The 23484-nt window shown below is 68.6% G+C and carries 20 protein-coding genes and 2 tRNA genes; 19 read left to right on the top strand and 3 right to left on the bottom strand.

What is annotated here, in order from left to right:
• Nucleotides 1–4: 4 nt before the first annotated feature.
• Genes ACN9M6_RS06635 through recN form a run of 6 tightly spaced genes read left to right on the top strand, consistent with a single transcriptional unit; the run spans nt 5 to nt 5954 of the window.
• Nucleotides 5–919 (top strand): bifunctional 5,10-methylenetetrahydrofolate dehydrogenase/5,10-methenyltetrahydrofolate cyclohydrolase, encoded by a 915-nt coding sequence (locus ACN9M6_RS06635; RefSeq protein WP_419162122.1) that lies wholly within the window; start codon nt 5–7, stop codon nt 917–919.
• Nucleotides 916–2244, top strand: a complete 1329-nt coding sequence (gene xseA, locus ACN9M6_RS06630) for an exodeoxyribonuclease VII large subunit (protein WP_419162121.1) — start codon at nt 916–918, stop codon at nt 2242–2244. Before ACN9M6_RS06635 ends, xseA begins: the two co-directional genes overlap by 4 nt.
• Complete coding sequence (gene xseB / locus ACN9M6_RS06625; protein WP_419162120.1) at nt 2241–2507, top strand: exodeoxyribonuclease VII small subunit; 267 nt, start codon at nt 2241–2243, stop codon at nt 2505–2507. The genes xseA and xseB overlap by 4 nt, the downstream gene beginning before the upstream one ends.
• Nucleotides 2504–3409 carry a polyprenyl synthetase family protein gene (locus tag ACN9M6_RS06620; RefSeq protein WP_419162119.1) on the top strand — a complete coding sequence of 302 codons (906 nt, stop codon included), beginning with the start codon at nt 2504–2506 and terminating at the stop codon, nt 3407–3409. The genes xseB and ACN9M6_RS06620 overlap by 4 nt, the downstream gene beginning before the upstream one ends.
• Before the next feature lie 5 nt (nt 3410–3414).
• Nucleotides 3415–4296, top strand: coding sequence for an NAD(+)/NADH kinase (locus ACN9M6_RS06615; RefSeq protein ID WP_419162118.1), 882 nt, complete (start codon nt 3415–3417; stop codon nt 4294–4296).
• Complete coding sequence (gene recN / locus ACN9M6_RS06610; protein ID WP_419162117.1) at nt 4257–5954, top strand: DNA repair protein RecN; 1698 nt, start codon at nt 4257–4259, stop codon at nt 5952–5954. Before ACN9M6_RS06615 ends, recN begins: the two co-directional genes overlap by 40 nt.
• 170 nt (nt 5955–6124) lie before the next feature.
• On the opposite strand, the gene ACN9M6_RS06605 is transcribed toward recN, so the two are convergent.
• Entirely contained in the window at nt 6125–7810 is a 1686-nt protein-coding gene (locus ACN9M6_RS06605) for a hypothetical protein (RefSeq protein WP_419162116.1), read from the bottom strand.
• A 110-nt stretch (nt 7811–7920) separates the two neighbouring features.
• Here ACN9M6_RS06605 and ACN9M6_RS06600 point away from each other — a divergent pair.
• A tRNA-Cys gene (locus tag ACN9M6_RS06600) sits at nt 7921–7991 on the top strand.
• Nucleotides 7992–8009: 18 nt separating this feature from the next.
• Entirely contained in the window at nt 8010–9116 is a 1107-nt protein-coding gene (gene cax, locus ACN9M6_RS06595; RefSeq protein WP_419162115.1) for a calcium/proton exchanger, read from the top strand.
• Between the two features lie 223 nt (nt 9117–9339).
• Here the strand turns inward: cax and ACN9M6_RS06590 are convergent, their stop codons facing one another.
• A complete protein-coding gene (locus ACN9M6_RS06590; RefSeq protein ID WP_419162114.1) occupies nt 9340–9648 on the bottom strand; it encodes a hypothetical protein in 309 nt (102 codons plus the stop codon).
• Nucleotides 9649–9872: 224 nt separating this feature from the next.
• On the opposite strand from ACN9M6_RS06590, the gene ACN9M6_RS06585 reads away from it, so the two are divergent.
• From ACN9M6_RS06585 to ACN9M6_RS06535, 11 genes are all read left to right on the top strand, one after another.
• Nucleotides 9873–11537, top strand: a complete 1665-nt coding sequence (locus tag ACN9M6_RS06585; RefSeq protein WP_419162113.1) for an amidase — start codon at nt 9873–9875, stop codon at nt 11535–11537.
• A gap of 30 nt (nt 11538–11567) precedes the next feature.
• Complete coding sequence (locus ACN9M6_RS06580) at nt 11568–12842, top strand: serine hydrolase domain-containing protein (protein ID WP_419162112.1); 1275 nt, start codon at nt 11568–11570, stop codon at nt 12840–12842.
• A gap of 44 nt (nt 12843–12886) precedes the next feature.
• Nucleotides 12887–12970, top strand: a tRNA-Leu gene (locus ACN9M6_RS06575).
• A gap of 407 nt (nt 12971–13377) precedes the next feature.
• Complete coding sequence (locus tag ACN9M6_RS06570) at nt 13378–14535, top strand: P1 family peptidase (protein ID WP_419162270.1); 1158 nt, start codon at nt 13378–13380, stop codon at nt 14533–14535.
• Between the two features lie 38 nt (nt 14536–14573).
• Nucleotides 14574–15533 (top strand): 3-hydroxyacyl-CoA dehydrogenase NAD-binding domain-containing protein, encoded by a 960-nt coding sequence (locus ACN9M6_RS06565; protein ID WP_419162111.1) that lies wholly within the window; start codon nt 14574–14576, stop codon nt 15531–15533.
• 113 nt (nt 15534–15646) lie between these two features.
• A complete protein-coding gene (locus ACN9M6_RS06560) occupies nt 15647–15928 on the top strand; it encodes a hypothetical protein (protein ID WP_419162110.1) in 282 nt (93 codons plus the stop codon).
• The gene (locus tag ACN9M6_RS06555) at nt 15929–16060 is read left to right on the top strand and encodes a hypothetical protein (protein ID WP_419162109.1); all 132 of its coding nucleotides are present in this window, start codon (nt 15929–15931) and stop codon (nt 16058–16060) included.
• A 2-nt stretch (nt 16061–16062) separates the two neighbouring features.
• A complete protein-coding gene (locus ACN9M6_RS06550; RefSeq protein WP_419162108.1) occupies nt 16063–16290 on the top strand; it encodes a hypothetical protein in 228 nt (75 codons plus the stop codon).
• Nucleotides 16291–16465: 175 nt separating this feature from the next.
• Complete coding sequence (locus tag ACN9M6_RS06545) at nt 16466–19792, top strand: WD40/YVTN/BNR-like repeat-containing protein (protein WP_419162107.1); 3327 nt, start codon at nt 16466–16468, stop codon at nt 19790–19792.
• A 90-nt stretch (nt 19793–19882) separates the two neighbouring features.
• Nucleotides 19883–21190, top strand: a complete 1308-nt coding sequence (locus ACN9M6_RS06540; RefSeq protein ID WP_419162106.1) for a CsgG/HfaB family protein — start codon at nt 19883–19885, stop codon at nt 21188–21190.
• A gap of 108 nt (nt 21191–21298) precedes the next feature.
• Nucleotides 21299–22465 carry a pyridoxal phosphate-dependent aminotransferase gene (locus tag ACN9M6_RS06535; protein ID WP_419162105.1) on the top strand — a complete coding sequence of 389 codons (1167 nt, stop codon included), beginning with the start codon at nt 21299–21301 and terminating at the stop codon, nt 22463–22465.
• A 10-nt stretch (nt 22466–22475) separates the two neighbouring features.
• Here ACN9M6_RS06535 and ACN9M6_RS06530 read toward each other — a convergent pair whose 3' ends face one another.
• Nucleotides 22476–23231: an enoyl-CoA hydratase/isomerase family protein gene (locus ACN9M6_RS06530; RefSeq protein WP_419162104.1), complete on the bottom strand. Its 756-nt coding sequence runs from the start codon at nt 23229–23231 to the stop codon at nt 22476–22478.
• Between the last annotated feature and the right edge of the window lie 253 nt (nt 23232–23484).

The following is a 23484-nucleotide window of genomic DNA, read 5'->3' as shown; positions in this document are numbered from 1 at the left end:
ATAGATGACGGCGCAGATGATCGATGGGAAGCGAATCGCGGCCGATATTCGGGCGGAAGTGGCCGAGCGGGCGCGGATTCTGTCCGAAAGAGGCGTTCGCCCCGGGCTCGGGGTCGTGCTCGTGGGCGACGATCCGGCCTCACAGGTATACGTCCGGATGAAGACCCGCGCGTGCGAGGAAGCCGGTATCCATGCGCGCGACATCAAGCCGCCGACCGACATCGGTCAGCCCGAGCTTCTCGCCATTGTCGACGAACTGAACGCCGATCCGGCGATCCACGGGATCCTGGTCCAGCTTCCTCTGCCGGGTCATCTGGACGAACGGGAGGTGACGGAGAGAATCGACCCCTCCAAGGATGTGGACGGGTTCCACCCCGTGAACCAGGGACGGATGTCTCAGGGGGATCCGGACGCGTTTCGGCCCGCGACGCCCGCGGGCGTGCAGGAGCTGATCCGGCGGACGGGCGTGGAAACCTCCGGCGCCCACGTCGTCATCGTGGGCCGCTCCAACATCGTGGGGATGCCGATGTCCCAGATCATGCTCCAGAAGGAGCCCGGAGCGAACGCCACCGTCACGGTCGCGCACAGCCGAACGGCCGACCTCGGCGCGGTCACCCGCCAGGGGGAGATCCTGATCGTCGCGGTCGGGCGCCCGGGGATCGTCCGCGGCGACATGGTCCGAGAGGGGGCCCTGGTCATCGATGTGGGCGTGAACCGGGTAGACGACCCGTCGGCCGCGCGTGGCTACCGGCTCGTCGGCGATGTCGACTTCGATGAAGCCTCGGAGCGGGCGAGCTGGATCACCCCGGTGCCCGGGGGCGTCGGCCCGATGACGATTGCCATGCTGCTGCGCAACACCGTGATGTCGGCGGAGCGGACCCCGAGTGCTGCCGAGGTAGGGGCCGCGGCGTCGGGATGAGCGCCGAGCGCCAGGCCTCGCTGTTCGGGGAACAGGGTGGGGAACAGGGTGTAGAGGCGGAGCCCGCAGCAAGTGCCCGCCCGCCCGTCCGCGACGGCCGTTCGCCGGAAGGGGCCGTCAGCGTGTCCGAACTCAACGAGGCGGCGCGCGGGACTTTGGAGGGCCGCTTCGGACAGCTCTGGGTGCGCGGCGAAGTGGCGAACTGGAGCCGTTCGCCGGCCGGACACCGCTACTTTTCGCTGCGTGACCAGGATCGTGACGCGAGCGTGGCCTGCGTGCTGTTCCGGGGCGATGCGTGGCGGCTGCCGGTGGATCCGGACGATGGAATGGAGATCTTCGTCCACGGTCGGCCGACCCTCTACGCGAGGCAGGGGCGATTCCAGCTGCGGGTCCGCCAGATCGACACGGCGGGCCAGGGGCTGTGGAGGATCGCCTTCGAGCGGCTCCGGAGACGACTGGATGCGGAGGGGTTGCTGGCACCCGAGCGGAAACGGGCTTTGCCCGCGTTCCCTCGTCGCATCGGCGTGGTCACGTCGCGCGAGGGTGCCGCGCTGCACGATGTCCTGACCGTGCTCAGGCGGCGGGCCCCGTGGGTCGATGTCGTCGTACGGCACTGCCGGGTCCAGGGCGAGGGAGCGGCGCGCGAAGTTCGGGATGCGCTCCAGCGGCTGGTGGAATGGAGCGCACATCGCCCCGACACGACGCTCGACGCGATCATCCTCAGCCGGGGCGGCGGATCGACGGAGGACCTGTGGTGCTTCAACGAGGAGACGGCGGTCAGAGCCGTCGCGGCCAGTCCGGTTCCCGTCATCTGCGCCATCGGGCACGAGGTGGACGTGACTCTCTGCGAGTTGGTGGCCGATCTGCGGGCGCCGACGCCGTCCGCGGCGGCGGAACTCGCGGTGCCGGACATCCGGAGTGTGAGGGGCTCGCTGGACACCGCCGGAAGAGGCCTGGCTCGGGGGCTGCGCCGACTCGTCACGCGCGGGCGCGATCGCGTGGACACGCTTGCGCGACGCCTGCCGGTGTCTGCCGGGCACGTGCGCGATGTCGCCAGGCTGCGGCTGGGCGCCATCGAGAAACGGCTCCCTCTCGGCATCGGTCGGGCGCTCGCCCGGTCGCGTGACCGGCTCGCCGGGCTGGCCGCGACGCTCGACGCGCTGAGCCCTCTCGAGACCGTGGCCCGCGGATACGCCGTGGCCACGGACGTGGACGGCCGGCGGCTCACCGGGATCGAGGATTTCGAGCCGCGACAGCGGTTCCGACTCCGCGTGCGCGGTGGGGAGGTCGCGGCAACCGCCGATGCGGTGGAGCCGGAACCATGAGCGGGACGCCCGACCGGCCGTTCGAGTTCGAGGCGGCGGTCCAGGAGCTGGAGCAGATCGTCGAACGCCTCGACCGTGAGGGAATCGGCCTGGACGAGGCGATCGAGCTGTTCGAGCGGGGCATCCAGCGTCTCGGCGAGGCGCGCCGCTGGCTCGAGATGGCGAGCGGCAAGGTCGAGGAACTGATCGCCACCTCCACCGGACGACCGGACACGACCCCCTTGGCGAAGGCGGGGTCCGGCGACGCGGACGCCGAGGCGTGACGCCGGAGCTGGACGCGGCGCGCACCGCCGTCGATGAGGCACTGTCGGCGTGGCTGGGAGAGGCGCTCCGGGAGGCCGAACCCATCGCGGACCCCATCCGGCATGCGGTCCTGGCGCCGGGGAAACGGATCCGCCCCCTCCTGCTGATCAGCGCCTGGGAGGCTGCGGGAGGCCCGGAGCGGAACGGCGGGAACGGTCGCCCGCCGTCGCTCTACCGCCTCGCTCTGGGCCCGGAGCTGGTCCACGCCTATTCCCTGATCCACGACGACCTGCCCTGCATGGACGACGACGCCCTGCGCCGGGGGCGTCCCACTCTGCATGTGTGTTACGGAGAACGGGTCGCGATCCTGGCCGGGGCGGTGCTGCAGCCGCTCGCGGTGCGCGCCGTCGGCGATGGAGCCGCCGGCCTGGAGCTGAGCGATGGAGTGACTGCTCGGCTCATCGTCACCCTCGCCCGGGCTTCCGGCGGCAGCGGCATGGTCGGCGGCCAGCTCCTCGACCTCCTGGCCGAGAGGGAAGACGTGAGTTTCGGTACGCTCGAACGCATCCACCTCGGAAAGACCGCCCGGTTGATCGCCGCGTGCTGTACGATGGGTGCCGTCGCGGCCCGGGCATCGGCGGAGACGGTCGATCGGCTCACACGATTCGGGCTCGCGATCGGGCTTGCGTTCCAGACCGTAGATGACATTCTCGACGTCACAGGATCTTCCCACCGCATGGGCAAGATCGGGGGTCGCGACGAGGCGCTCGGAAAAGCGACGACCCCCTCCCTTCTGGGGCTGGCGGGGGCGAGAGATCGTGCGGAGCAGCTGGGGCGCGAGGCGTTCCGCGAGCTGGCGCCGTTCCCGGCCGCGCACCGGCTGCGGGAGATCGGGCGCCTCATCCTCGAGCGCGACCGGTAACGCGAATGCGCTTCGCCATCATCGGTCATCCCGACCACCCCGACCTGGAGCCGCTGATCGAACGCGTCGAGCGCCGAGCGGCCGAGCTGGACATCGCGCTCGTGTTCGAGCCGACGCTTGCGACGAGAGCGGGCCGCGAGTCGGCGCCGATCGACGAAATCGAAGCGGGTGTCGATCTCGTACTCTCGCTCGGTGGCGACGGCACTCTGTTGCGCGCGGCCCGGGTCGCGGCGCCGCTTGGGATTCCGGTATTGGGCTGCAACCTGGGCCGCCTCGGGTTCCTCACGATGGTACCGATGGACGAGATCGAGGCCGCGATGGCGAGCGTGGCAAAGGGCGAGTACACGCTGGAGGAGCGACTCGCCCTGCGCATAGAAGTGCGGGTGAGCGGGTCGGACAGCTCGGAGGACCCGAGCTTCTACGCCGTCAACGACGCGGTCATCCACAAGAGCGGGTTCGCCCGCCTTATCGGCCTGAGGGTGCTGGCCGACGACGACGAGGTCGGCCACTACAGCGCGGACGGGATCATCCTGGCCACGGCGACCGGCTCCACGGCCTACAGCCTCTCCGCCGGCGGCCCCATCGTCTCTCCGACCATGGGCGGGATCGTGGCCACCCCGATCTCTCCGCATACGCTCGCCGTGCGACCGGTCGTGTTCTCCGGCGACACCAGGATCTCCGTGGAACTGCTGTCGGGAGATCACGACCTCCAGCTTACCGTCGACGGTCAGCGCGGCTGTCCGCTCTCCGTGGGCGACCGCGTGGATGTCGTGCGCTCGCGACATCCGGTGCGTCTGGTGCGCCTGCCCGACTATTCGTTCTTCACCGTATTGCGGCGGAAGCTCCGGTGGGGCGACGTCCGAGAGCACCCCGCGCCGCCATGCTGAGGGAACTGCGGGTTCAGAACTTTGCCGTGGTCGAGGAGGTGACGCTCGAGTTCGGCCCGGGCCTCAGCGTCCTGAGCGGCGAGACCGGGGCGGGGAAGTCGATTCTCTTCGAGGCGCTCGCCCTCCTCATCGGCGGCCGTCCGTCGCAGGACATGATCCGGTCCGGAGCCGGGTGGGCGCGGATCGAAGGCCGGTTCGAGGTCGAAGGCCTCGACGGGGTGACGTCTCTGTGCGACCGGGCGGGTGTGGACCATGACGACGGGTGGCTCATTCTGCGGCGCGAGTTGCGCCGGGAAGGCCGGCACCGGGCGTGGGCCAACGGTTCGCCGTCGACCACGACGCTGCTCCGCGAGTTCGGGTTGCAGCTCCTCGAACTGCACGGCCAGCATGACCACCAGCGCCTCCTGGACCGGAAGCATCAGCTCCGGATCCTCGATGCATTCGGCCGGCACGAGGGTCGGGTCGCGGAGACCTCCGAGGCGTTCGACCGGGTGCGCACCCTGGACTCCCGGCTGGAAGCGCTGCGCCGGTTGGCCCGCGAAGGGCGCGAACGCGCCGACTACCTGCGCTTCAAGTGCGATGAAATCGCCGCGGCCGCGCTGCTACCCGACGAAGACGAGGCGCTGGAGACGGAGGCGCGCCGGCTCACCCATTCCGAGGAGTTGATCGAGCTGTCGGGCTCGCTCCATCAGCGGATGTACGAAGCCGAAGGGTCGATCGTCGACCAGCTCGGCGAGCTCGGAGGCCAGTTGGACGCCCTCATCGCCATCGACGACGCGTCGAGCCCCTTCCGTGACCTGTACGAAGCGGCTCTCCGCAACGTGGAGGAACTCGGGCGGAGTCTGGCGCCCTACCGCGACGCCATCGAGCACGACCCGCGACGGCTTGACGATATCCGGGCCCGGCAGGACCTCCTCTACCGCCTCAAGCGCAAATACGGAGACTCGCTGGCCGAGGTGATCGATGCCGGCGAAGAGGCTCGGCGTGAACTGCAACAGTTGAGCGGAGCGGGAGACGAGATCGCCCGCCTGGAGTCGGCGCGCGAAGCGGCGGCCGCGGAACTGGCCCAACTGGCGTCCGACCTCTCGGATCGGCGTCGTGCGGCCGCTGCGGCGTTGTCCGAAGCGGTCACCCGGGCGCTCCCGGAACTCGGCATGCGGGCGGGGCGCCTGGAAGTGCAGCTCAACGAACACAAGGCAATCCGCCGGACCGGAGCCGAAAGGGCGGACTTCCTGGTCTCGCTGAATCCGGGCTTCCCGCCCGCGCCGCTGCGCCGCGTGGCGTCGGGCGGCGAGATGAGCCGGCTGATGCTGGCGCTCGAGACGGCCCTCATCGAGGTCGATGAGCTCCCGATCCTGGTGTTCGACGAGATCGACGTCGGCATCGGAGGCGAGGTGGCGCATCGGGTGGCCGACCGGCTGGTGCGGTTGTCCGCGGCGCACCAGATCCTCGTCGTCACGCACCTGGCGCAGATCGCCGCCCGGGCCGATGCGCACTACTCGGTCGGCAAGGTCTCCGATACCGGGGAGGCCCGCACGTCCGTCCAGGCGCTCACGGGCAGCGAGCGCGTGCAGGAAGTCGCGCGCATGCTGGGAGGCGATCCCGCGAGCCGTGCTTCACGCGCTCACGCGGAAGAGCTGCTCGCCGGCCAGCTATGACGTCCGGCCGCAAGCCGCAGCTAGCTCTCGACAGCCTTCGGGATCGAGCGCGCGCCGACTCTTGCGGCCTCCGCGGCGCCCGATTTCGGCCAGGTAGGCTCGGATCGGATCATTCATCGGTATAACATAAGCCGCTTATGATAGGGAATACAACGGATGCGCGGGTGTGGCTAGAAGATGTTGATCGGGACGCGGAAGTCGGCCCCGAATCTGAACGATGCGGGCGTCCGTCCCCCGGATCCCGCGATCGCACGCCGGAGGGAAATGCCGAACCGCCACGGCCGGCGCACCGGACGGGTCGCCGACCGTAACTCGTCCCGGCTTTGCGCCTCGGACAGGTCGACGGTGAATCCGACCCCCAGCCTGTGCCGCTTCTGCGAGCCCTCGGCGCCGACCACGCCGGGGTCCCATTCCTCGAACGCCGAATCGGTGAGCGCGTACACCGGATCTCCGAGCTGGAAGTAGTCATACTCGAGGCCCAGGCTCATGGCCGGATTAAGGCGCAGCGAAGGCCGGACGAGGAAGCTGATATAGTCCCCGAGGTCTCTGAACAGGAGCGTTTGCAGCGAGCCGGTCGTGTAGGGCCGATCCGGGAGGGCGATATGCGCCACGAAGGCGTCCGACCGCTGGATCCCGTAATGACCGGCGGCCTGGATCATAAGCCGGCTCCCGAACGCGATGTCCTGGTAGAGCGCGATCTCGATGTCGGTCTGGCCGTCCCCGATGGGGACGTCGGCGGAGTTCGTCAGATCGCGAAACGGAGGCGCGTTCTGCGATCCCATCGGGATTCGCAGGAGTCCACCGACCGTGGTACGGAAGCGAATCCCCCGTTCCGGGTCCGGGGAGGACGGCGGGTCTTCCGCTCCGGCAGACCCGGGGATCGGACGACGACGGGTGATCTGATCGATGAGGTTCACACGGACGAAGACTTCCATCTCCCCGAGCGCAAGGCCGTTCCTCGAGTTCTTCGGCAGGCGATCGCCGAGTCCCGCCGTAAGGAAGAGTTCCTCGAAATCGGCATCGCTCGCGAACTCGGGAAGGGCCAGTTCGGGCAGCGCCAGTCCGAGCGCCTCGAACGCGGCCGCGAACCCCCCGAACCGGGACAACATCTGCGACCCCGCCGCGCTGGGGGCCATCGGAATCAGGGCCCCCGCACCCGCCCGACGCTCCAGCGCGTTGAGGAAGGCCAGGGTGTTGTCCCTCAACGCGATGGCTTCGGCGAGCGTCGGCCCGGAGAGCGTTCCGCTCGTAATCATCGCCCCGAGGGACCCGAGCGCGGCCCGGGAATCGACAATGAAAGGATCGGCGGGCGCGAACCCCGACACGTTCCCCGTCACGGTGGCGGCCGTCGAGTCGAACGCGAACGTGGTCGTCATGTCCGCCAGCGTGAACGGCGCCCTGAACCCGACGCTGACCCAGTCGAGCACGCCCACTTCGACCCCGAGAGCGAGCTGCCTTATCTGCGCACGCATGGTCGAGAATTCCAGGTCTCCCAACGAGAAATCGTCCGGGGCAACGGGATCGAACCCGAGTGCGCCGGCGTCGGCGTTGAGTCCATCGAGCAGAGCGACCGGCGGCGGGAAGATGCGCAGGGCCAGCGGACCGTCGAAGTGGGCGGCCAGCGGCTCCCGGTCGCCATCGGCGATGGAGTCGACCGAAGAGTTGAGGGCGAACTGCTCGGTCCAGTTCAGCAGCGTCGGCACCATCTCGAACCAGAGCTGTCCGGACTCGGGAAGACGGGCGTCGCGAAACTGCGCCTCGCAAGGCGCCGAGAGCGCGGTCAGGGCGAGGATGGCGAGCGGAAGTACGCGTGACCGCTGGATCTCCGAGAGCATCGCGCGAGTATAGCAGCCCATGGTCGAACGCCGCCACAAGAGGGGCGGGAGCGCGCGTCCGACTCGCGGTCGAACGCCGGCGGTGCGAGACTTTCCGGGGGATGGCCGACTCATTAGGCTGTGCGACTTCCGGCGCCGTGGCCGAGTGGCTAGGCAGGGGCCTGCAAAGCCCCCTACTCCGGTTCGAATCCGGACGGCGCCTTTTCGAGAGGAGGCGGGGTTGGCCTTCAGACTGAAAGCGGACAACGCGCTCCTCCTACTCCTCGTCTTCATCCCCATCACCCTCGTTCTCGAGTATGTGGTCCACGCGTCGCCGACCACGCTCTTTTTTACCTCGGCCGTCGCGATCGTTCCCCTCGCCGGAATCATGGGGAAGTCGACCGAGATGCTGGCCGAGCATGTGGGGACCGGGCTCGGGGGGCTGCTCAACGCGACGTTCGGAAACGCCGCGGAACTGATCATCGCCTTCTTCGCCCTCAAAGCCGGCCTGCACGACCTGGTGAAGGCGTCGCTCACGGGATCGATCATCGGGAACATCCTCCTCGTGTTCGGCCTCAGCGCGCTGCTCGGCGGCCTCAGATTCCGGACCCAGGTGTTCAACCGGACGGCGGCGAAGCTTGGGGCCACGCTCCTTCTGCTGAGCGCCGTGGGCCTCGTCATTCCCTCGCTGCTTCATTATCTGCGGGACGGTTCCGGAACAGCCGGCGCGGGGGCGGAGGCGGGCGGTTCGCTGAGCCTCGAGATCGCCGTCGTTCTCATCGTGTGCTACGTGCTTTCTCTCGTGTTCGCGCTCCGGACGCACGCGGACCTCTACCAGGGCGCGGCTCATTCGGAGGACCATTCGGACGGGGCGGCTCCGGCGTGGTCGAAGGGCAAGTCGTTCGCGGTGCTCCTCGCCGCGGCGGCCTTCGTCGGCTGGATGAGCGAGATCCTGGTCGGCGGAGCGGAGGAGGCCGCGCACTCGCTGGGCATGAACGAGGTCTTCGTCGGCGTGATCGTCGTCGCCCTGGTCGGGAACGCGGCCGAGCACTCCACCGCCGTCCTCGTCGCGCTCCGGAACAAGATGGATCTGTCGATCCAGATCGCGGTGGGGTCCTCGCTCCAGATCGCGCTCTTCATCGCGCCGCTGCTCGTCTTCCTCTCCTATGTGGTCGGTCCGGCGCCCATGGATCTCGTGTTCTCGCCGCTCGAGGTCGCGGCGGTCGCCATCTCCGTGCTGGTGGTGGGGCAGATCGCCGGGGACGGCTTGACGCACTGGATGGAGGGAGTGCTCCTCCTCGGGGTCTACGTCCTCCTCGGCCTCGCCTTCTTCAACCTTCCCGCGTAGCCACCCAGATCTGCCGCCCTCAGACAACGCTTCGGGGACTCGGAGCGTCTCAGTGTCGCAGGCCCGCGAAACACTCGACCTCCTCAGGGCGGGTCTGCGAGTGGTGAAAGACGCCGGGGCGCCGGATCACCCTCCTGTGGCAGGGATGAAGTGGGGATGAAGTCTGTTTGTACCCAGTGATCTCGTCACGCCCCGGCGTCACTCTCTCCCAATCCGCGGGACGTCAGGCCTCGTCGGCGGAAGACGGACCCTCCAGGCGGCGCTCCAGGAGTTGTTCGGTGAATGCCTGACGCTCGGCGAGGTGCCCGATCTGATCCTGCAAGTCGGAGAGCGCCTGGTTCACGCGGTCGTTCGCCGCGGAATCCGGCAGAGCCTCCTGAATCCGTCCGGACAGCCGGTCGGCCCGCTCTCGCGCCGCCTCCTCGAGGAAGTATCCCAGCTTGCGGGAGATGGGGTAGAGGACGATGCCCCCGGTGATGATGAGCACGAGTGAGGTGACGAAACCAAAGATGACGACGAGATCCATATCCATGTGGAGCCTCGCGGATCAGGGGTAGTCGTTGGAGGCGGCGTACGGCCCGGCCGCGGCGGATCCCGCGGATCGACGGCAATCTACGCAAAAACCGGCGCGGGGGTGTCAGGATCCGGCCTCGAATCGCGCGCCGGGTTGTCGGTTCGGGACTTTCTCCGCAGTGTGACAGCCGGGCGAGCCGGATCCGGCCGGTATCGACCCATCCCCGGCGACAGGAGGCGCGAGTGTCCGAGAACCTCGACCCGACGAGCGCGGAGAAGGCCGATGACGGCATCCGGCGGCGCGGATTTCTGAAGGTCGCGGCGGCGGCGACCGCGGCGGGGGTCCTGGATCCCCGGACGCTGGTGGCCGCCGGGACCGCGAGTTCCAGCGCTCCCCGCACGCCGATTCCGCCGGGGGCGCAGGAGGCGCCGCAGGAAGAGACGATCCCGCTCGGCAACGGCGAGCCGCCGGCCCTCCAGTTCCAGGCCTATCCGGGCGGAACGGGCGCGCTTATCGAAAAGTACTGGCGTGCCGGGCTGAACCCGTTCGAGCGCACGCCGATCGAGATCGAGCCTTGGCAGGGGACGGTGCCGTCGGGCGAGGAGGAGGTCGCCTTCCTCCCGGTGCACCGGCTGGCGGCCCTCGTCCGCGAGCGCCACGTGTCCCCGACCGAACTGTTCGAAATCTACATGGAGCGCCTGAAGCGCTACGACCCGGTCCTGCTGTGCGCCGTCACGATCCTCGAGGGCCGGGGAAGGGAGGAGGCGGAGCAGGCGGAGGCGGAGATCCGGGCCGGAGAGTGGCGCGGGCCCCTGCACGGCATCCCCTGGGGTGTGAAAGACCTATTCTCCACCGAGGGGGCGCGAACGACTTGGGGTTCGGCGGCGTTCCAGACTCAGATGATCGAAGAGGATGCCGAGGTGGTGCGCCGGCTGAGCGCGGCCGGCGCCGTGCTCATCGCCAAGCTCGCCACGGGAGAGTTCGCCCGCGGCGACCGCTGGTACCGGGGCCGGACGCTCAATCCGTGGAACCTCGCCTGGGGGTCGAGCGGATCGTCGGCCGGCCCCGGCTCGGCCACTGCGGCGGGCTGCGTCGCGTTCGGGATCGGTACGGAGACGCGCGGTTCCATCGTGTCCCCGAGCCGGCGGTGCGGGCTCAGCGCCCTCCGCCCGACCTTCGGGCGGGTGAGCCGCTACGGAGGCATGGTGCTATCGTGGAGCATGGACAAGACGGGGCCGATGTGCCGCACCGTCGAGGACTGCGCGCTCGTGTTCAACGAGATCCACGGCGCCGACGAGAAGGATCCGGCCTCGGTCACGACGCCCTTCCGCTTCGAGCGGAATCCGGATCTGGGCTCGCTGTCGATCGGCTACACCGAAGACGCGCCGCGTTCCTTCGTCGAGAAGCTGGAGGCGCTGGGGGCGCGGCCGCGGCTCATGCGCGAGTTGCCCGCCCAGTCGGCCAGTTCGCTGGGGGCCGAGTCGTCGTCCGCCTTCGACTTCCACGTCGCCCCGAACGGCGAGTTGCCGCCGGTGCCGGAGGGGCTCAACGAGCAGGAGCAGCGTGATTTCACCCGCTTCCGCCGCGGCCGGGACGGGCTCGCGATGGACTACGTCCATGCCCAGCGGCGGCGGCACATCGTGATGAAGCGGATGGCCGAGGCGATGGAAGGCTTCGACATGTTCGCGACCGGCTCGGGCGAGGTGGGGCTCACGAACGAGACGGGACACCCCGCCGCCGTCGTGCAGTACGGATTCGGCCCCGCGGGACCCGAAGGCGAAGAGGCGGACCAGCCGCTGACGACGACGCTGGTCGGCGACCTGTTCGCGGATGACAAGATCCTGAGCGTGGCGCACGCGTTCCAGGCGGCGACGGATTGGCACACACGGCACCCGGCGCTCGACTGAGGCGACCGCTCGACTGAAGGAGGACGATCGATGAACAGACTGCCCAAGCGGCTCCTGTGGGGCGTGCTGCCCGTGCTCGTGATCGGGGTTGTACTCGCCGTGCGCGGTGCGCCCGCTTCGACGGAGGCCTCGATCGCCGAAGGCCGGCTGGAACGGCTGAGCGAGTCCCTGGAGACCTTCGTTGAAGAGGGTCGGCTGCCCGGAGCGGTCGCGCTCGTCTCTCGCGGGGGAGAAGTCTCCTATCTCGACGCCGTCGGCCACCGCGACATCGCGGCGGGCGATCCGATGGAGACGGACGACATCTTCCGCATCGCCTCGCAGACCAAGGCGGTCGTGAGCGTCGGGATCATGATGCTGCAGGAAGCCGGCGATCTCCTGATCACCGACCCGCTAGGCCGCTATCTGCCCGAGTACATGGAGACGACGGTGGCGGTGGGCGACGGGGCGGGAGGGTACGAGATCGTCCCGGCGAACCGCTCGATCACGATCCGGGACCTCCTCACCCACACGGCCGGGATCAGCTACGGCGGGGGTCCGGCAGCCGAGTTGTGGGCGGAGGCGGGCATCCAGGGCTGGTACTTCGCGGATCGCGATGAGCCGATCCGGGAGACCGTCCGCCGCATGGCGGCCCTCCCCTTCGACGCGCAGCCGGGCGAGCGCTTCGTGTACGGCTATTCGACCGACATCCTGGGCGCCCTCGTGGAGGTGGTGTCGGGCGAGCCGCTCGACCAGTTCCTGCGCACGCGCATCTTCGAGCCGCTCGGCATGGTGGACACCCACTTCTACCTGCCCGAGGAAAAGCGCGACCGGCTGAGCGTGGTCTATTCGTCCGCGGCCGACGGCCTGGCGCCGGCGCCCGATCCCGGCGGCATGGTGGGGCAGGGCGCGTACGTGGACGGCCCGCGGGCCAGCTTTTCCGGCGGGGCGGGACTGCTTTCCACGGCGCACGACTACGCCCGCTTCCTTCAGATGATGCTGAACGGGGGTGAACGCGACGGGGCACGGATCCTCTCCTCGAAGAGCGTCGAACTCATGACCGTGAACCACGTGGGGGACAGGTTCGGCTGGGAAGCGGGGGGCGGCTTCGGTCTCGGATTCAGCGTGCTCCGCGATCTCGGCGCCCGCGGAACCCCGGGCTCGGTGGGCGAGTACGGGTGGGGCGGGGCGTACCACTCGACCTACTGGGTGGACCCGGCCGAGGATCTCGTCGTCGTCTACTTCACACAGCTTATCCCGGCGGCGGGTGTCGACGATCACGCAAAACTGCGGACCCTGGTGTACCAGGCGCTCGACGAGTTGCAATAGCCAGACGCGGCCGCCCGTTGTAGATCTCTTGGCCGCGTCCACGAGCCGGAGTGGCGGAACTGGCAGACGCGCCGGACTCAAAATCCGGTGGGAGCAATCCCTTGAGGGTTCGAGTCCCTCCTCCGGCACTGGCTACGATCTGTTTGATGTCGTCGGGAAGACGCGCGGGACGCGATGATCGTTCGAGAACAGCTCGCGAAGGTCGAAGCCGACCCGGCCGAACTCGTGACCGGCGCAGAACTCCGTACGGCCCTCAAGGAGATCGTAGGTTAGCGCTTCAGAACCCGCCTACGTTCTCTCCTACACTCGCGCAGCGCTCAACGGCCTTTAGGACTCGTGGTCCTTGCGGCGCAGACCTTCGGCCCGCAGTCGCGGTCGTGGGTCCGGGCCCGCATCTTCTTCCCCGATGCTTACGACATGAAACCACGCGTCGCCTCGAGCGCCCCGTTGGTGGAGGAAACAGGTGCTGATTCGTCCGAACAGGTCCTCGACGCCGCCTCGCCTGCGCGTTTTTCTTACCGTCGCGCTGGCGACCCTGGCGGCCGTTTCTTCGGCGGAGGCTCAGGAGCGGCGGAGCGCACGGGACCTGGGCGTCGTGGTGGGTGTCCTGCCCACCGGACCTCTCAATCAGATCACCGATGTGGACGGCGTGCGGGTGGGGCACGTCACCGTCACCAGCGGGGACACGATCAACACCGGGGTCACGGCCGTCCTCCCGCATGGCGGAAACATCTTTCAGGAGAAGGTTCCCGCCGCGTTCGTGGTGGGGAACGGCTTCGGCAAGTTCGCGGGGACGACCCAGGTGCAGGAACTGGGCGAACTCGAGTCTCCGGTCGTATTGACGTGTACGCTCTGCGTGCCGCGGGCCGCCGACGCGGTGATGACGTATCTGCTGGGGCTGCCGGGCAACGAGAACGTGCGGTCGGTGAACCCGGTCGTGGCCGAGACGAACGACGGCTTCCTGAACAGGATCCGGCTCCGTCCGATCACGGAGACGGATGTGCTCGCGGCGATCGCCGGGGCGGACACCGGGCCGGTGGAGCAGGGGAGCGTGGGCGCGGGACGCGGCACGATCGCCTTTGGGTGGAAGGGGGGCATCGGCACGGCGAGCCGCCGGCTGCCGGAAGAACTCGGGGGCTGGACCGTGGGCGTGCTCGTTCAGTCCAATCACGGCGGCGTCCTCGCCATCGACGGGGCCCCGGTCGGAGAAGCCCTGAGCGGGTCGCCCTACGGCGGTCCGCGCGAGAGCGCTCCCTATCCCCGAGCCGGCATGCGCCCGAGGACGGGCGGAGCCGCCGGTGCGGAGCCGGCGGACGCCCGCTGGTCACCCCAGGACGGCTCCATCATCATGGTCGTCGCGACGGACGCGCCTCTGGAACACCGCAACCTGGAGCGTCTCGCGCGGAGGGCCCTGCTGGGGCTGGGCCGGGGCGGGGGCAGCATGAGCAACGGGTCGGGCGACTACGTGATCGCCTTCAGTTCGGTGCCCGTCTCACGCCTGTGGGACGCGCCGCGGCTGCCCAACGCGGCCATGAGTCCGATCTTCCAGGCGGCCATCGAAGCCACCGAGGAGGCCATCCTCAACTCCATGTTCCTCGCGACGACCGTCGAGGGGGACCTCGGCACCGTCGAGGCGCTCCCTCTGGATGCGACGCTGGATGTCCTGCGCCAGCATGGCGTGGTCCCCCGGTAGTCGCTGGAACGGCATCATCTCCCGGCGGTAGCGAGCCCGTGACTCGGCCCACGATTCAGACCGTCGCCGTTGTCGGCACCGGTGTGATCGGCCGGAGCTGGATCCGCGTCTTCGCCCGAGCCGGCTGCGAGACACGGGCGTACGACCCGGACCCGGCACAGCTCGAATTCGCGCTCGCCTGGGCGCGGGAGTCGGCGGAGGAGGACGAGGCGTTGGGGTTCATCGATGCTGGCACCGCCGTCCGGGAGGCTGGGGCCGTCCACCGCTGCGGAACGGTGGGCGACGCACTGGCGGGGGCGGGGTGGGTGCAGGAGAGCGGGCCCGAGGCGCTGGACATCAAGAAGGGGATCTACGCCGATCTGGACGCGGCCGCGGATGCGGGCACGATCCTGGCCAGCTCGACATCGGCTCAGGACATGACGCGGATCGCGGAGGGGTTGGCGGGTGCCCGCCGCTGCATCGTCGCGCACCCCGTGAACCCGCCCCATGTCGTCCCCGTGGTGGAGGTCCTTCCCGGGGGAGAGACGGACGCCGAAGTCGTGGCCCTGACGCTGGCCTTCATGAAGAGCGTGGGCCAGTCCCCGGTGGAGATGAACCACTACCTGCCCGGATTCCTCCTCAACCGGCTACAGGCGGCCCTCATCCGCGAGGCGATCTTTCTGTACGAGACCGGCGCAGCGTCGGCGGACGCGATCGATACCGTGGTCCGGGAAGGCCTGGGGCTCCGCTGGGCGCTGCTGGGACCGTTCGGAAGCGGGCATACCAATGCGGACGGCGGCGTGGGGGACTACTACCGGCGGTACAACGACGCGTACCGGGAGCTGTGGGCGGACCTGGAGGCGGACCCCGAGTTCTCGGACCGCGTGATTAACGGCATCCGGGACGAAACGGAAGCGATGTACGGAGCCGACGCGACGGCGGCCCTTTGTGCCTGGCGCGACCGGATGGTCCGCCGCATCCGTGCCCTCAAGGACAAGGACGCCCCGCCCGGCGGGTGACGCTCTCGGGCGGTTTGGATCGCCGGTCCTGTTGAGATTAGGTTGAGATCCACGGGGAGGTCGAGTGGCGTAACCCGGTGGGCGTGCCCCGCCGCCGCACTCGGACTTCCAGCATGAGGCTCGACGGCATGGAAACGGATACGATGGGAATCCTCGGCGTGTTGCTGGCCGTCATCGCTTCGGCGATCAGCCTTGCCGTGTTCACCAGAGGGGCCACCAACAAACTTGACGACAGGATCACGGAGTTGAGGGGCGACATCGGCAAGGTGCGAACGGAGTTGGGTGGCGAAATCGGCAAGGTGCGAACGGAGTTGAGCGGCGAGATCGGCAAGGTGCGCACGGAGTTGAGCAGTGAGATCGGCAAGGTGCGCGCGGAGTTGAGCGGAGATCGGTAGGTGCGCGCGGAGTTGAGCGGCGAGATCGGCAAGGTGCGCGCGGAGGTGATTGAGACGCGGGTGGCCATGACGGACCGCGTCGCGCGGCTGGAGGGCCATGTATTCGGCACCCCGCCTCCCGAGACCGCCTGAGCATGTTCGCGAAACTCGGAGCGCTGGAGCCATTCGGCCCCATCCGGCAGGCGCCCGTCTTCTTCCTCTGCGGCGTCGCCGTCATCGTCCTGTGCGTTTGGCTGCTCACGGAATCCCTCCTGGAGCGTAACTACGGCCTTTGGATGGGCTTCACGGTCGGATTCCAGGGGGGCGCGCATCTGATCCTCTACCGGCTCTGTCGGCGGAGGGCGGAGGCCCGGCAAGACTGACGCTCCACCCGGGGTTCTCCCCGCCGCCCGGGATTCCCCAGCTGTCCGCCCGCTTCGGCGTGCCCGGCCCGCTCAAACGCCGGGCGACGCGGGGGTGTCTTCCGTTGCGTCGGGCGTGTCCCTCATCTTGGACCGTTGCGCCCGCGAGCATTACCACAGCCAGGAGCCGCGAACCATGTTGAAGCGCGTCGCCGTCCCCCTCATCCTCGCGTCGATCGTCCTCCCGGCCCAGGTGGCCGGGCAACAGGCGGTGGCAGACGAAGATTTCATGGCCGAGTTGGAGTGGCGTTCGATCGGCCCCGCGAACATGTCCGGGCGCGTCACCGACATCGAAGGCGTCCCGGGCACGGGCACCTTCTTCGTCGCCGGCGCGACGAGCGGCATCTGGAAGACCACGAATCACGGGACCACCTTCCGGCCCGTGTTCGACGACGAGCGGGTCGTGTCGATGGGCGACCTCGCGATCGCGCCGAGCAACCCCGACATCGTGTGGGCGGGTAGCGGGGAAGAGGACTCGCGCAACTCGATCTCTCCGGGAGGCGGGATCTACAAGTCCGTGGACGGCGGGATCACCTGGGAACTCAAGGGCCTGGAGGGGACGCAGGCCATCGGACGCATCGTCGTCCACCCAACCAAGGCGGACTGGGTTTACGTCGCCGCGCTCGGGCACCCCTGGGGCGACAACGAGGAGCGCGGACTGTACCGGACGAAAGATGGCGGCGACACGTGGGAGCGCGTGAACTTCGTCTCCGACAAGGCCGGTTTCGTCGACATCGACATGCACCCCCGCAACCCGGATGTCCTCTGGGCCACGAGCTGGGAGCGCGTGCGCGGACCGTACTTCCTGCAGAGCGGCGGCCCCGGCAGCGCGATCTGGAAGTCGACCGATGCCGGCGACACGTGGGAGAAGGTCGAAGGCAACGGACTCCCCGAGACCACACTGGGCCGGCTCGAGATCGCGATCGCGCCGAGCTATCCGCAGATCATGTATGCGGTGGTCGAGGCCGAGGCCCCTGAAGAGGCGGACGAGGACGGGGACCGGAACGGCACTGGACTGTATCGTTCCTCTGACGGCGGTGAGACGTGGGAGTTCATGAACGCGAGCAACTCGCGGCCCTTCTACTATTCGGGCGCGTGGGTGTCACCGGACGATCCCGACTTCATCTACTGGTCTTCTCTCTTCTTCTCGCGCGACGGCGGGCGCACGGTGGGGAATCCGGCCCAGGGCGTACACGTCGACTATCACGCACTGTGGTGGGACTCTTCCAACCCCAATCATTTCATTCTGGGCAATGACGGCGGGATCGCGATTACGTGGGACCGCGGAGGGAACTTCGAGTTTCCGAATCGCATTCCCATGGGACAGTTCTATGCGGTCAGCTTTAATATGGATACGCCCTATCGCGTCTGTGGCGGACTGCAGGACAACTATACGTGGTGCGGGCCGAGCACCCGCGCGGGCGGATCCATCGACAATCACATGTGGTACTCGATCGGGGGCGGCGACGGCTTCTACGCGCCCCAGGATCCGACCAACCCGGACATCGTGTTCGGAGAGTCGCAGCAGGGGCGGATCTACTGGCGGAATACGCGGACGGGGGAGCGACACCAGCTGCAGCAGCCCGACTGGCGGGAGCGCACGAGTGCGTTGAGGGACTCGATCGCACTTCTCTCGGGAGATGATCCCGACAATCCGCCGTCCGCGAACATGCCGCGGATCGAGGAGCTCCAGGCCCTCGTCGCGCAGGACTCCGCGCTGTTCGACATGCGGTTCAACTGGAACACGCCGCTGGAGATGTCGCCGCACGATCCTCAGACGCTGTACATCGGTGCCAACCGGGTGCTCAAGTGGACGTACGAGACGGATGAGATGATGCCGATCTCGGACGACCTCACGTACGCGGACCCGGAGAAGATCGAGGTCGCGTACAACACGACGGGCGGCATCACCCGGGACGTCACCGGTGCGGAGAACTTCGCCACCATCGTGTCGCTGGCGGAGTCGAAGCTCAACGAAGGCGAACTCTACGCGGGGACCGACGACGGTCGGGTGTGGCGCACGCCGGAGGGAGCGGAGTGGATCGAACTCACCGATCGTTTCGAGGGGGTGCCGGAAGGGACGTACGTGAGCCGCATCGAGCCTTCGAGCCACGATCGGAACCGGTTCTATGTCACCTTCGACAACCACCGGCGGGACGACTACACGCCCTACGTATACGGGACGGACGATGGCGGGGAGACGTTCCGTTCCATCGCATCGAACCTGCCCACGGGGGCGCCGGACTTCGTTCATGTCGTCCGCGAGGATCCGGTGAACGAGAACCTGCTCTTCGTAGGGACGGATGTGGGCGCCTACGTGTCGACCGACCGGGGCGGCTCGTGGTCGCGGTTCATGAACGGGCTACCGACGGTTCCGGTGCACGACCTCAAGATCCACCCGCGCGAGCGCGAAATCATCGCGGGCACGCACGGCCGTTCGATCTTCGTGGCCGACATCTCGCTCCTGCAGCAGCTGGAGGGCGGGCGCCTGCCGGAGGCCGTGACCGTGTTCGAGCCGAAGACGGCGATCCAGTACGGTGATGCGCCGGTGGGCGGGGAGTTCCTCGCGCAGAGCACCTTCCAGGGGGATGCGGGCGGCTACGGGGCGGAGATCTCCTACTACGTACCGGAGGATGTCGCGGAGGCGCTGGCCGAGGCCGCGCGGGCCGAGCGAGAGGCGGAGGAGGCGGAGGAGGCGGAGGAAGGGGAGGAAGAGCGACCCGCGGCAATCGCCGCCGTGCGACCTGGCGGGATGATGGCCGCCGCAAGCGGTCCCGGCGCGCGGGAAGGCGGCGCCCAGGCCTCGATCGCGATCCTCGACGGAGCGGGCGACACCGTGCAGGTGCTGAATGGCTCGGCCTCCGCGGGAATCCAGCGGGTGCGTTGGACGTTCAACCGGCGGACCGTGCCGGAGCCGCCATCTCCCGCCGACCGGGCCGACAGCCTGCGCCGCGTCAGGCTGTACGAGACGGTCGGTGACTCGCTCGTCGAACACGAGGGCGTCGAGAGGGAGACGATGGACCAGGTGCTCGGCATGCTGCAGGGCGGTAACCAGGCCGGTCTCCGGCGCATGTTCGGCGGCGGCGGTGGCGGTGGGTTCGGCGGCGACCCGGACGCGTGGCGGGAACGGCCGGCCGAGCGGTATCCCCAGGCGGGGCAGGGCGCGGGGCGTGGAGGCGGCCGAGGTGGCGCCGGGGCGGGCCAGGGCGCCGGCGGCGGCGCCGATCCGGCCAGCATGCAGGCGGTCTTCATGCAGGTGAACGCGGCCATGCGCGAGCGGGGCGGCGGCGGCGGGTTCCGTCGCTTCTTCGGCGGCGGCGGCGGTGGGGGCGGCCTGGCCGACCCGGGGACGTACACCGTCAACATCACGGTGGGCGAGGAGACCTACACGACCACGCTCGAGGTGGTTCGAAAGGAGGGCTTCGGATTCTGGGACGAGCCGGACAAGGAGGGCGGCAGGTAACGCATCTGGCCGCATCGCGGAGGACGGCGAACGCCTGCGGCTCCGCCGGTGTCCAAGGGCGGAGCAGGCCTTGAACGTTGACGGCGGGTGATGAGCGGAGAAGAGGGGACAGGCGCGTCGATCGTGGAGAAGATCCTCAAGCGGCGCATGCTGCAGATCGCCCTCGTCTATCTGGGCGCGGGTTGGCTGTGCGTCGAGATCTCCGACTTCATCGTGGGGAACTACGGGTTCTCCAGGAAGATCCTCGACACCGTCGTCTTCCTTTCCATTCTCGGCTTCCCCGCCTTCCTCATCATCGGCTGGTTCCACGGCGAGAAGGGTCCGCAACGGATCCGCCGCGCCGAACGCTGGCTGCTGGTCACGCTGGCTTCGCTGGGGGCGATCGGGACCTACCGCATCGCGACGGCCGGACCCACGGAGGCCGCTGTGGAGGCCGCTGCGGTCCCGGCCGCTGCGGACAGTTCGGTAGAGGCGCTCACCGTTGCCGGGGAGGCGCCCGACCTGGGCCCGAGTTCGCTGGCGGTGGTCCCGTTCCGGAACAACGTGCCCGATCCGGAGCTGCAGTGGCTGGGGGCGGGTCTCGCGGACCTGCTGACGACGAACCTGGCGCAACGGCCCGACGTGGTGGTGGTCGGGCGGCAGAGCCTCTACGACCTCCTCACCGAAGGCGGGCTCTCCGAAGAAGAGGAGATCCCGGAAGCTCTGGCGATGACCGTCGCGCGGGGCACGGGTGCCCGGTTGCTGTTGTGGGGAAGCGTGACCGGGACCCCCGACGACATGCGCATCGATGCCCAGGTGGTCGAACTCGAGGGCGGCACGGTCTGGTGGGCCGATTTCGCGCGTGGCGGCGACGTGTTCGAACTCGTGGATTCGCTGACGGTGGGCCTCGCGACCGAGCTGACGGGCGTGCGGCCGCCGGCGGAGGCCGCACGCATCAGCCACCTCGGTACACAGGACCTGGAGGCCCTTGCCGAGTTCCACCGCGGCAACGCCCTCGCACGGGCCGGTCGGATGGAAGAGGCCGAGGCCCACTACGAGCGGGCCGCCACGATCGACAGCGCCTTCGCCCTCCCCCTGCTCGCGTCGCGCGGCCAGTTCGCGAGCGACGAAATCGAACCGTCCGAGGAGGATCGGACGCAACCCGAGCGTCGTCGAGCCGCATGGCGGGAACGTGGCGAAGCCCAGCTCTTCCGCCGGCTGCCGGATGAGGTCAGAAGGCAACTCGCGGACCTGAGCGGCGAGGAACTGCGCGCCGCCGTCGATTCGCTGTGGGCCCGCTCACGCTCCGCTCTGAACCTGCTGTCGGGCGCGCGTCGTCGCGGCGGAGTGCGCCCGCCCGACCCGCCTCCGGATCGGCCGCGGCCGCGCGACCCCGGCAACCGCGACCGGGGTCCCTGACGGCTGGACGAAGGCCGTGAAAACGGCCATGTTCCGAGAGACATGAGCAGGATGGGCGCGCGCCGCCTGCCCGGGGCGGTGGCGTCCCCAGAGAACCAGGGAGGCCACATGAAGCGAAGGACGTTTCTTCGAGCCGGACTCACGGGCGCCGGCGTTGCCGGCATCGCCGCCGCACCCCTTGCCGCACCCCTGGCGGGCGCGACGACGGCACGCGGTCTCGACACCATCTTCAACCCTCGCCGCCCGGGCGTTGACTACAACGGACCGGTTCGGCTGAGTTCGAACGAAAACCCGCTCGGGATCGCGCCGTCCGCGCGGCAGGCGATTATCGACGGGCTCGACGAGGCGAACCGCTATCCCGGAGCGACCGGGCAGCTGGTGCGCGAGGCACTCGTGAACCGGCTCGGCGTCACGCCCGGCCAGCTCTTCTTCGGCTCGGGCTCGACCGAGATCCTGCGCATCGCGGTGGCGGCGTGGGCCGCGCCCGGCGGACGGCTCATCTACGCGCAGCCGACCTTCGAGGATGTGCCGGACTACGCGCAGCCGTTCCCCTACGATCACGTCAAGGTGCCGCTGACCAAGGACTACGCGCACGATCTCGACCGCATGCGCGCGGAAGCCGACAAGTCGTCCGCCCCGAGCGTCATCTACTTCTGCAACCCGAACAACCCGACGGGCACGCTCACGCCTTCAAAGGACATTGCGGCCTGGATCCGCGACGAGAGCGAGCAGCACCTCTTCCTCGTCGACGAGGCGTACTTCGAGCTGGCCGACGATCCTTCCTACGAGACGTTCTTCCCGTTCATCGAACAGCACCCGAACGTGATGGTCGTCCGGACCTTCTCGAAGGTGTACGCGATGGCGGGGATGCGGCTGGGGTACGGGGTTGCTCACGAGGCCACGGTCCAGCGCGTACTGCCGTTCGCGACCCAGAATTCGCCGAACCATGTCGCCGGCGTGGCGGCGGTCGCGTCGCTGGCGGACGACGATTTCTTCAAGGAGAGCGTCAAGACGAACAACGACGCCAAGGCCATCATCTCCGACGCCCTCGGCCAGCTGAACATCGAGGTTCTCCCCAGTCAGACGAACTTCATCATGCACCGGATCAAGGGTGAACTCGCGACGTACAACGAGCGCATGTACGAGGCCGGGTTCAACGTGGGACGTCCGTTCCCGCCCATGACGGACTGGAGCCGGCTCTCGATGGGACTCCCGTCGGACATGGAGAAGCTGGCGGAGGTGATGATGGACTTCCGCAAGAAGGACTGGATCTGAATCGAGCGCGTCAGCGCGTGGCGGAGGCGCGGCCCAGCGTCCGTTCCAGATAGCCCCGGATGTGGTCGAAGGTGTCTGCCGAGGACCAGATCGTCCGCAGTTCCGCCTCGAGTTCGCCGGCGCCGCCCGAGGGCAGGGCGAGCTGTCTCTTTGTCAGGTCGTACGTACGGCCCGGAATCGCGGCCAGCTCCAGGGCAATCTCCCGCGCCCGTTCGTTGACCTGATCGGCCGGCACGACCTCATCGACGAACCCGCGCTCGACCGCGGCCTCGGGGCCATAGGAGCGGCCCAGCAGCAGGACCTCGCGGTGATGCCGTCTCGGGATCGTGCCGCGCACGATGTCCAGGGCCACCGCGGGGAAGGGGACGCCCACGTGGAGTTCGGGGAGACCGACCCGGCCCTTGCCGGAGGCCATGACCCGATAGTCGCAGGCACACGCAATCACTCCGCCGCCCGCAATGGCGTGGCCGTTGACCGCCGCCACGAGCGGTTTCGGAAAGTCTCTCAGATTCGCAAACAGCGTTCCCAGACTCGCCAGGAGCGCTTCGACGTATCCGGGGGCGCCGTCGACCACCCGGAACAACTCCACACCTGCGGAAAAGGCCGATCCCGTCCCGGTCAGTACGGCGGCCCGCACGGAAGCATCCTCCCGCACGCGCTCGAACTCGGTCTCGAGCGCATCGGAAAACTCGGTGGTGAGGACGTTGGCCGGCTGATGCGCCATCCGGATCAGCGCCACGCCCCCATCATCGTTCCTCTGAATCATTTCCACTCTCCTCGCGTATTCTACTACTAAATTAGTTGCCAACGTGCCCAGCCGCTCCTAGGCTAACCGGTCGCAGGCGACCGTCAGGGTCGGGGGGCGGATCCTCTCCTGCCCGGGCTCGTACAACGTTTCGTGCGGGTCATGGTGTCGAAGCCGTGACTCCGTGACTTTGACGTTCCGTTGACAGTCTTGCGATAGATACGGCGTGGCGCGACCGGACAGGCCGCACGTCTGCAGCGATCCGGGCAGCGCG

The organism is Candidatus Palauibacter sp. (assembly GCF_965197445.1).
Classification (GTDB): domain Bacteria; phylum Gemmatimonadota; class Gemmatimonadetes; order Palauibacterales; family Palauibacteraceae; genus Palauibacter.
Note: the sequence above shows the minus strand (reverse complement) of the source record. Positions and strands in the feature narration are given on the sequence as shown.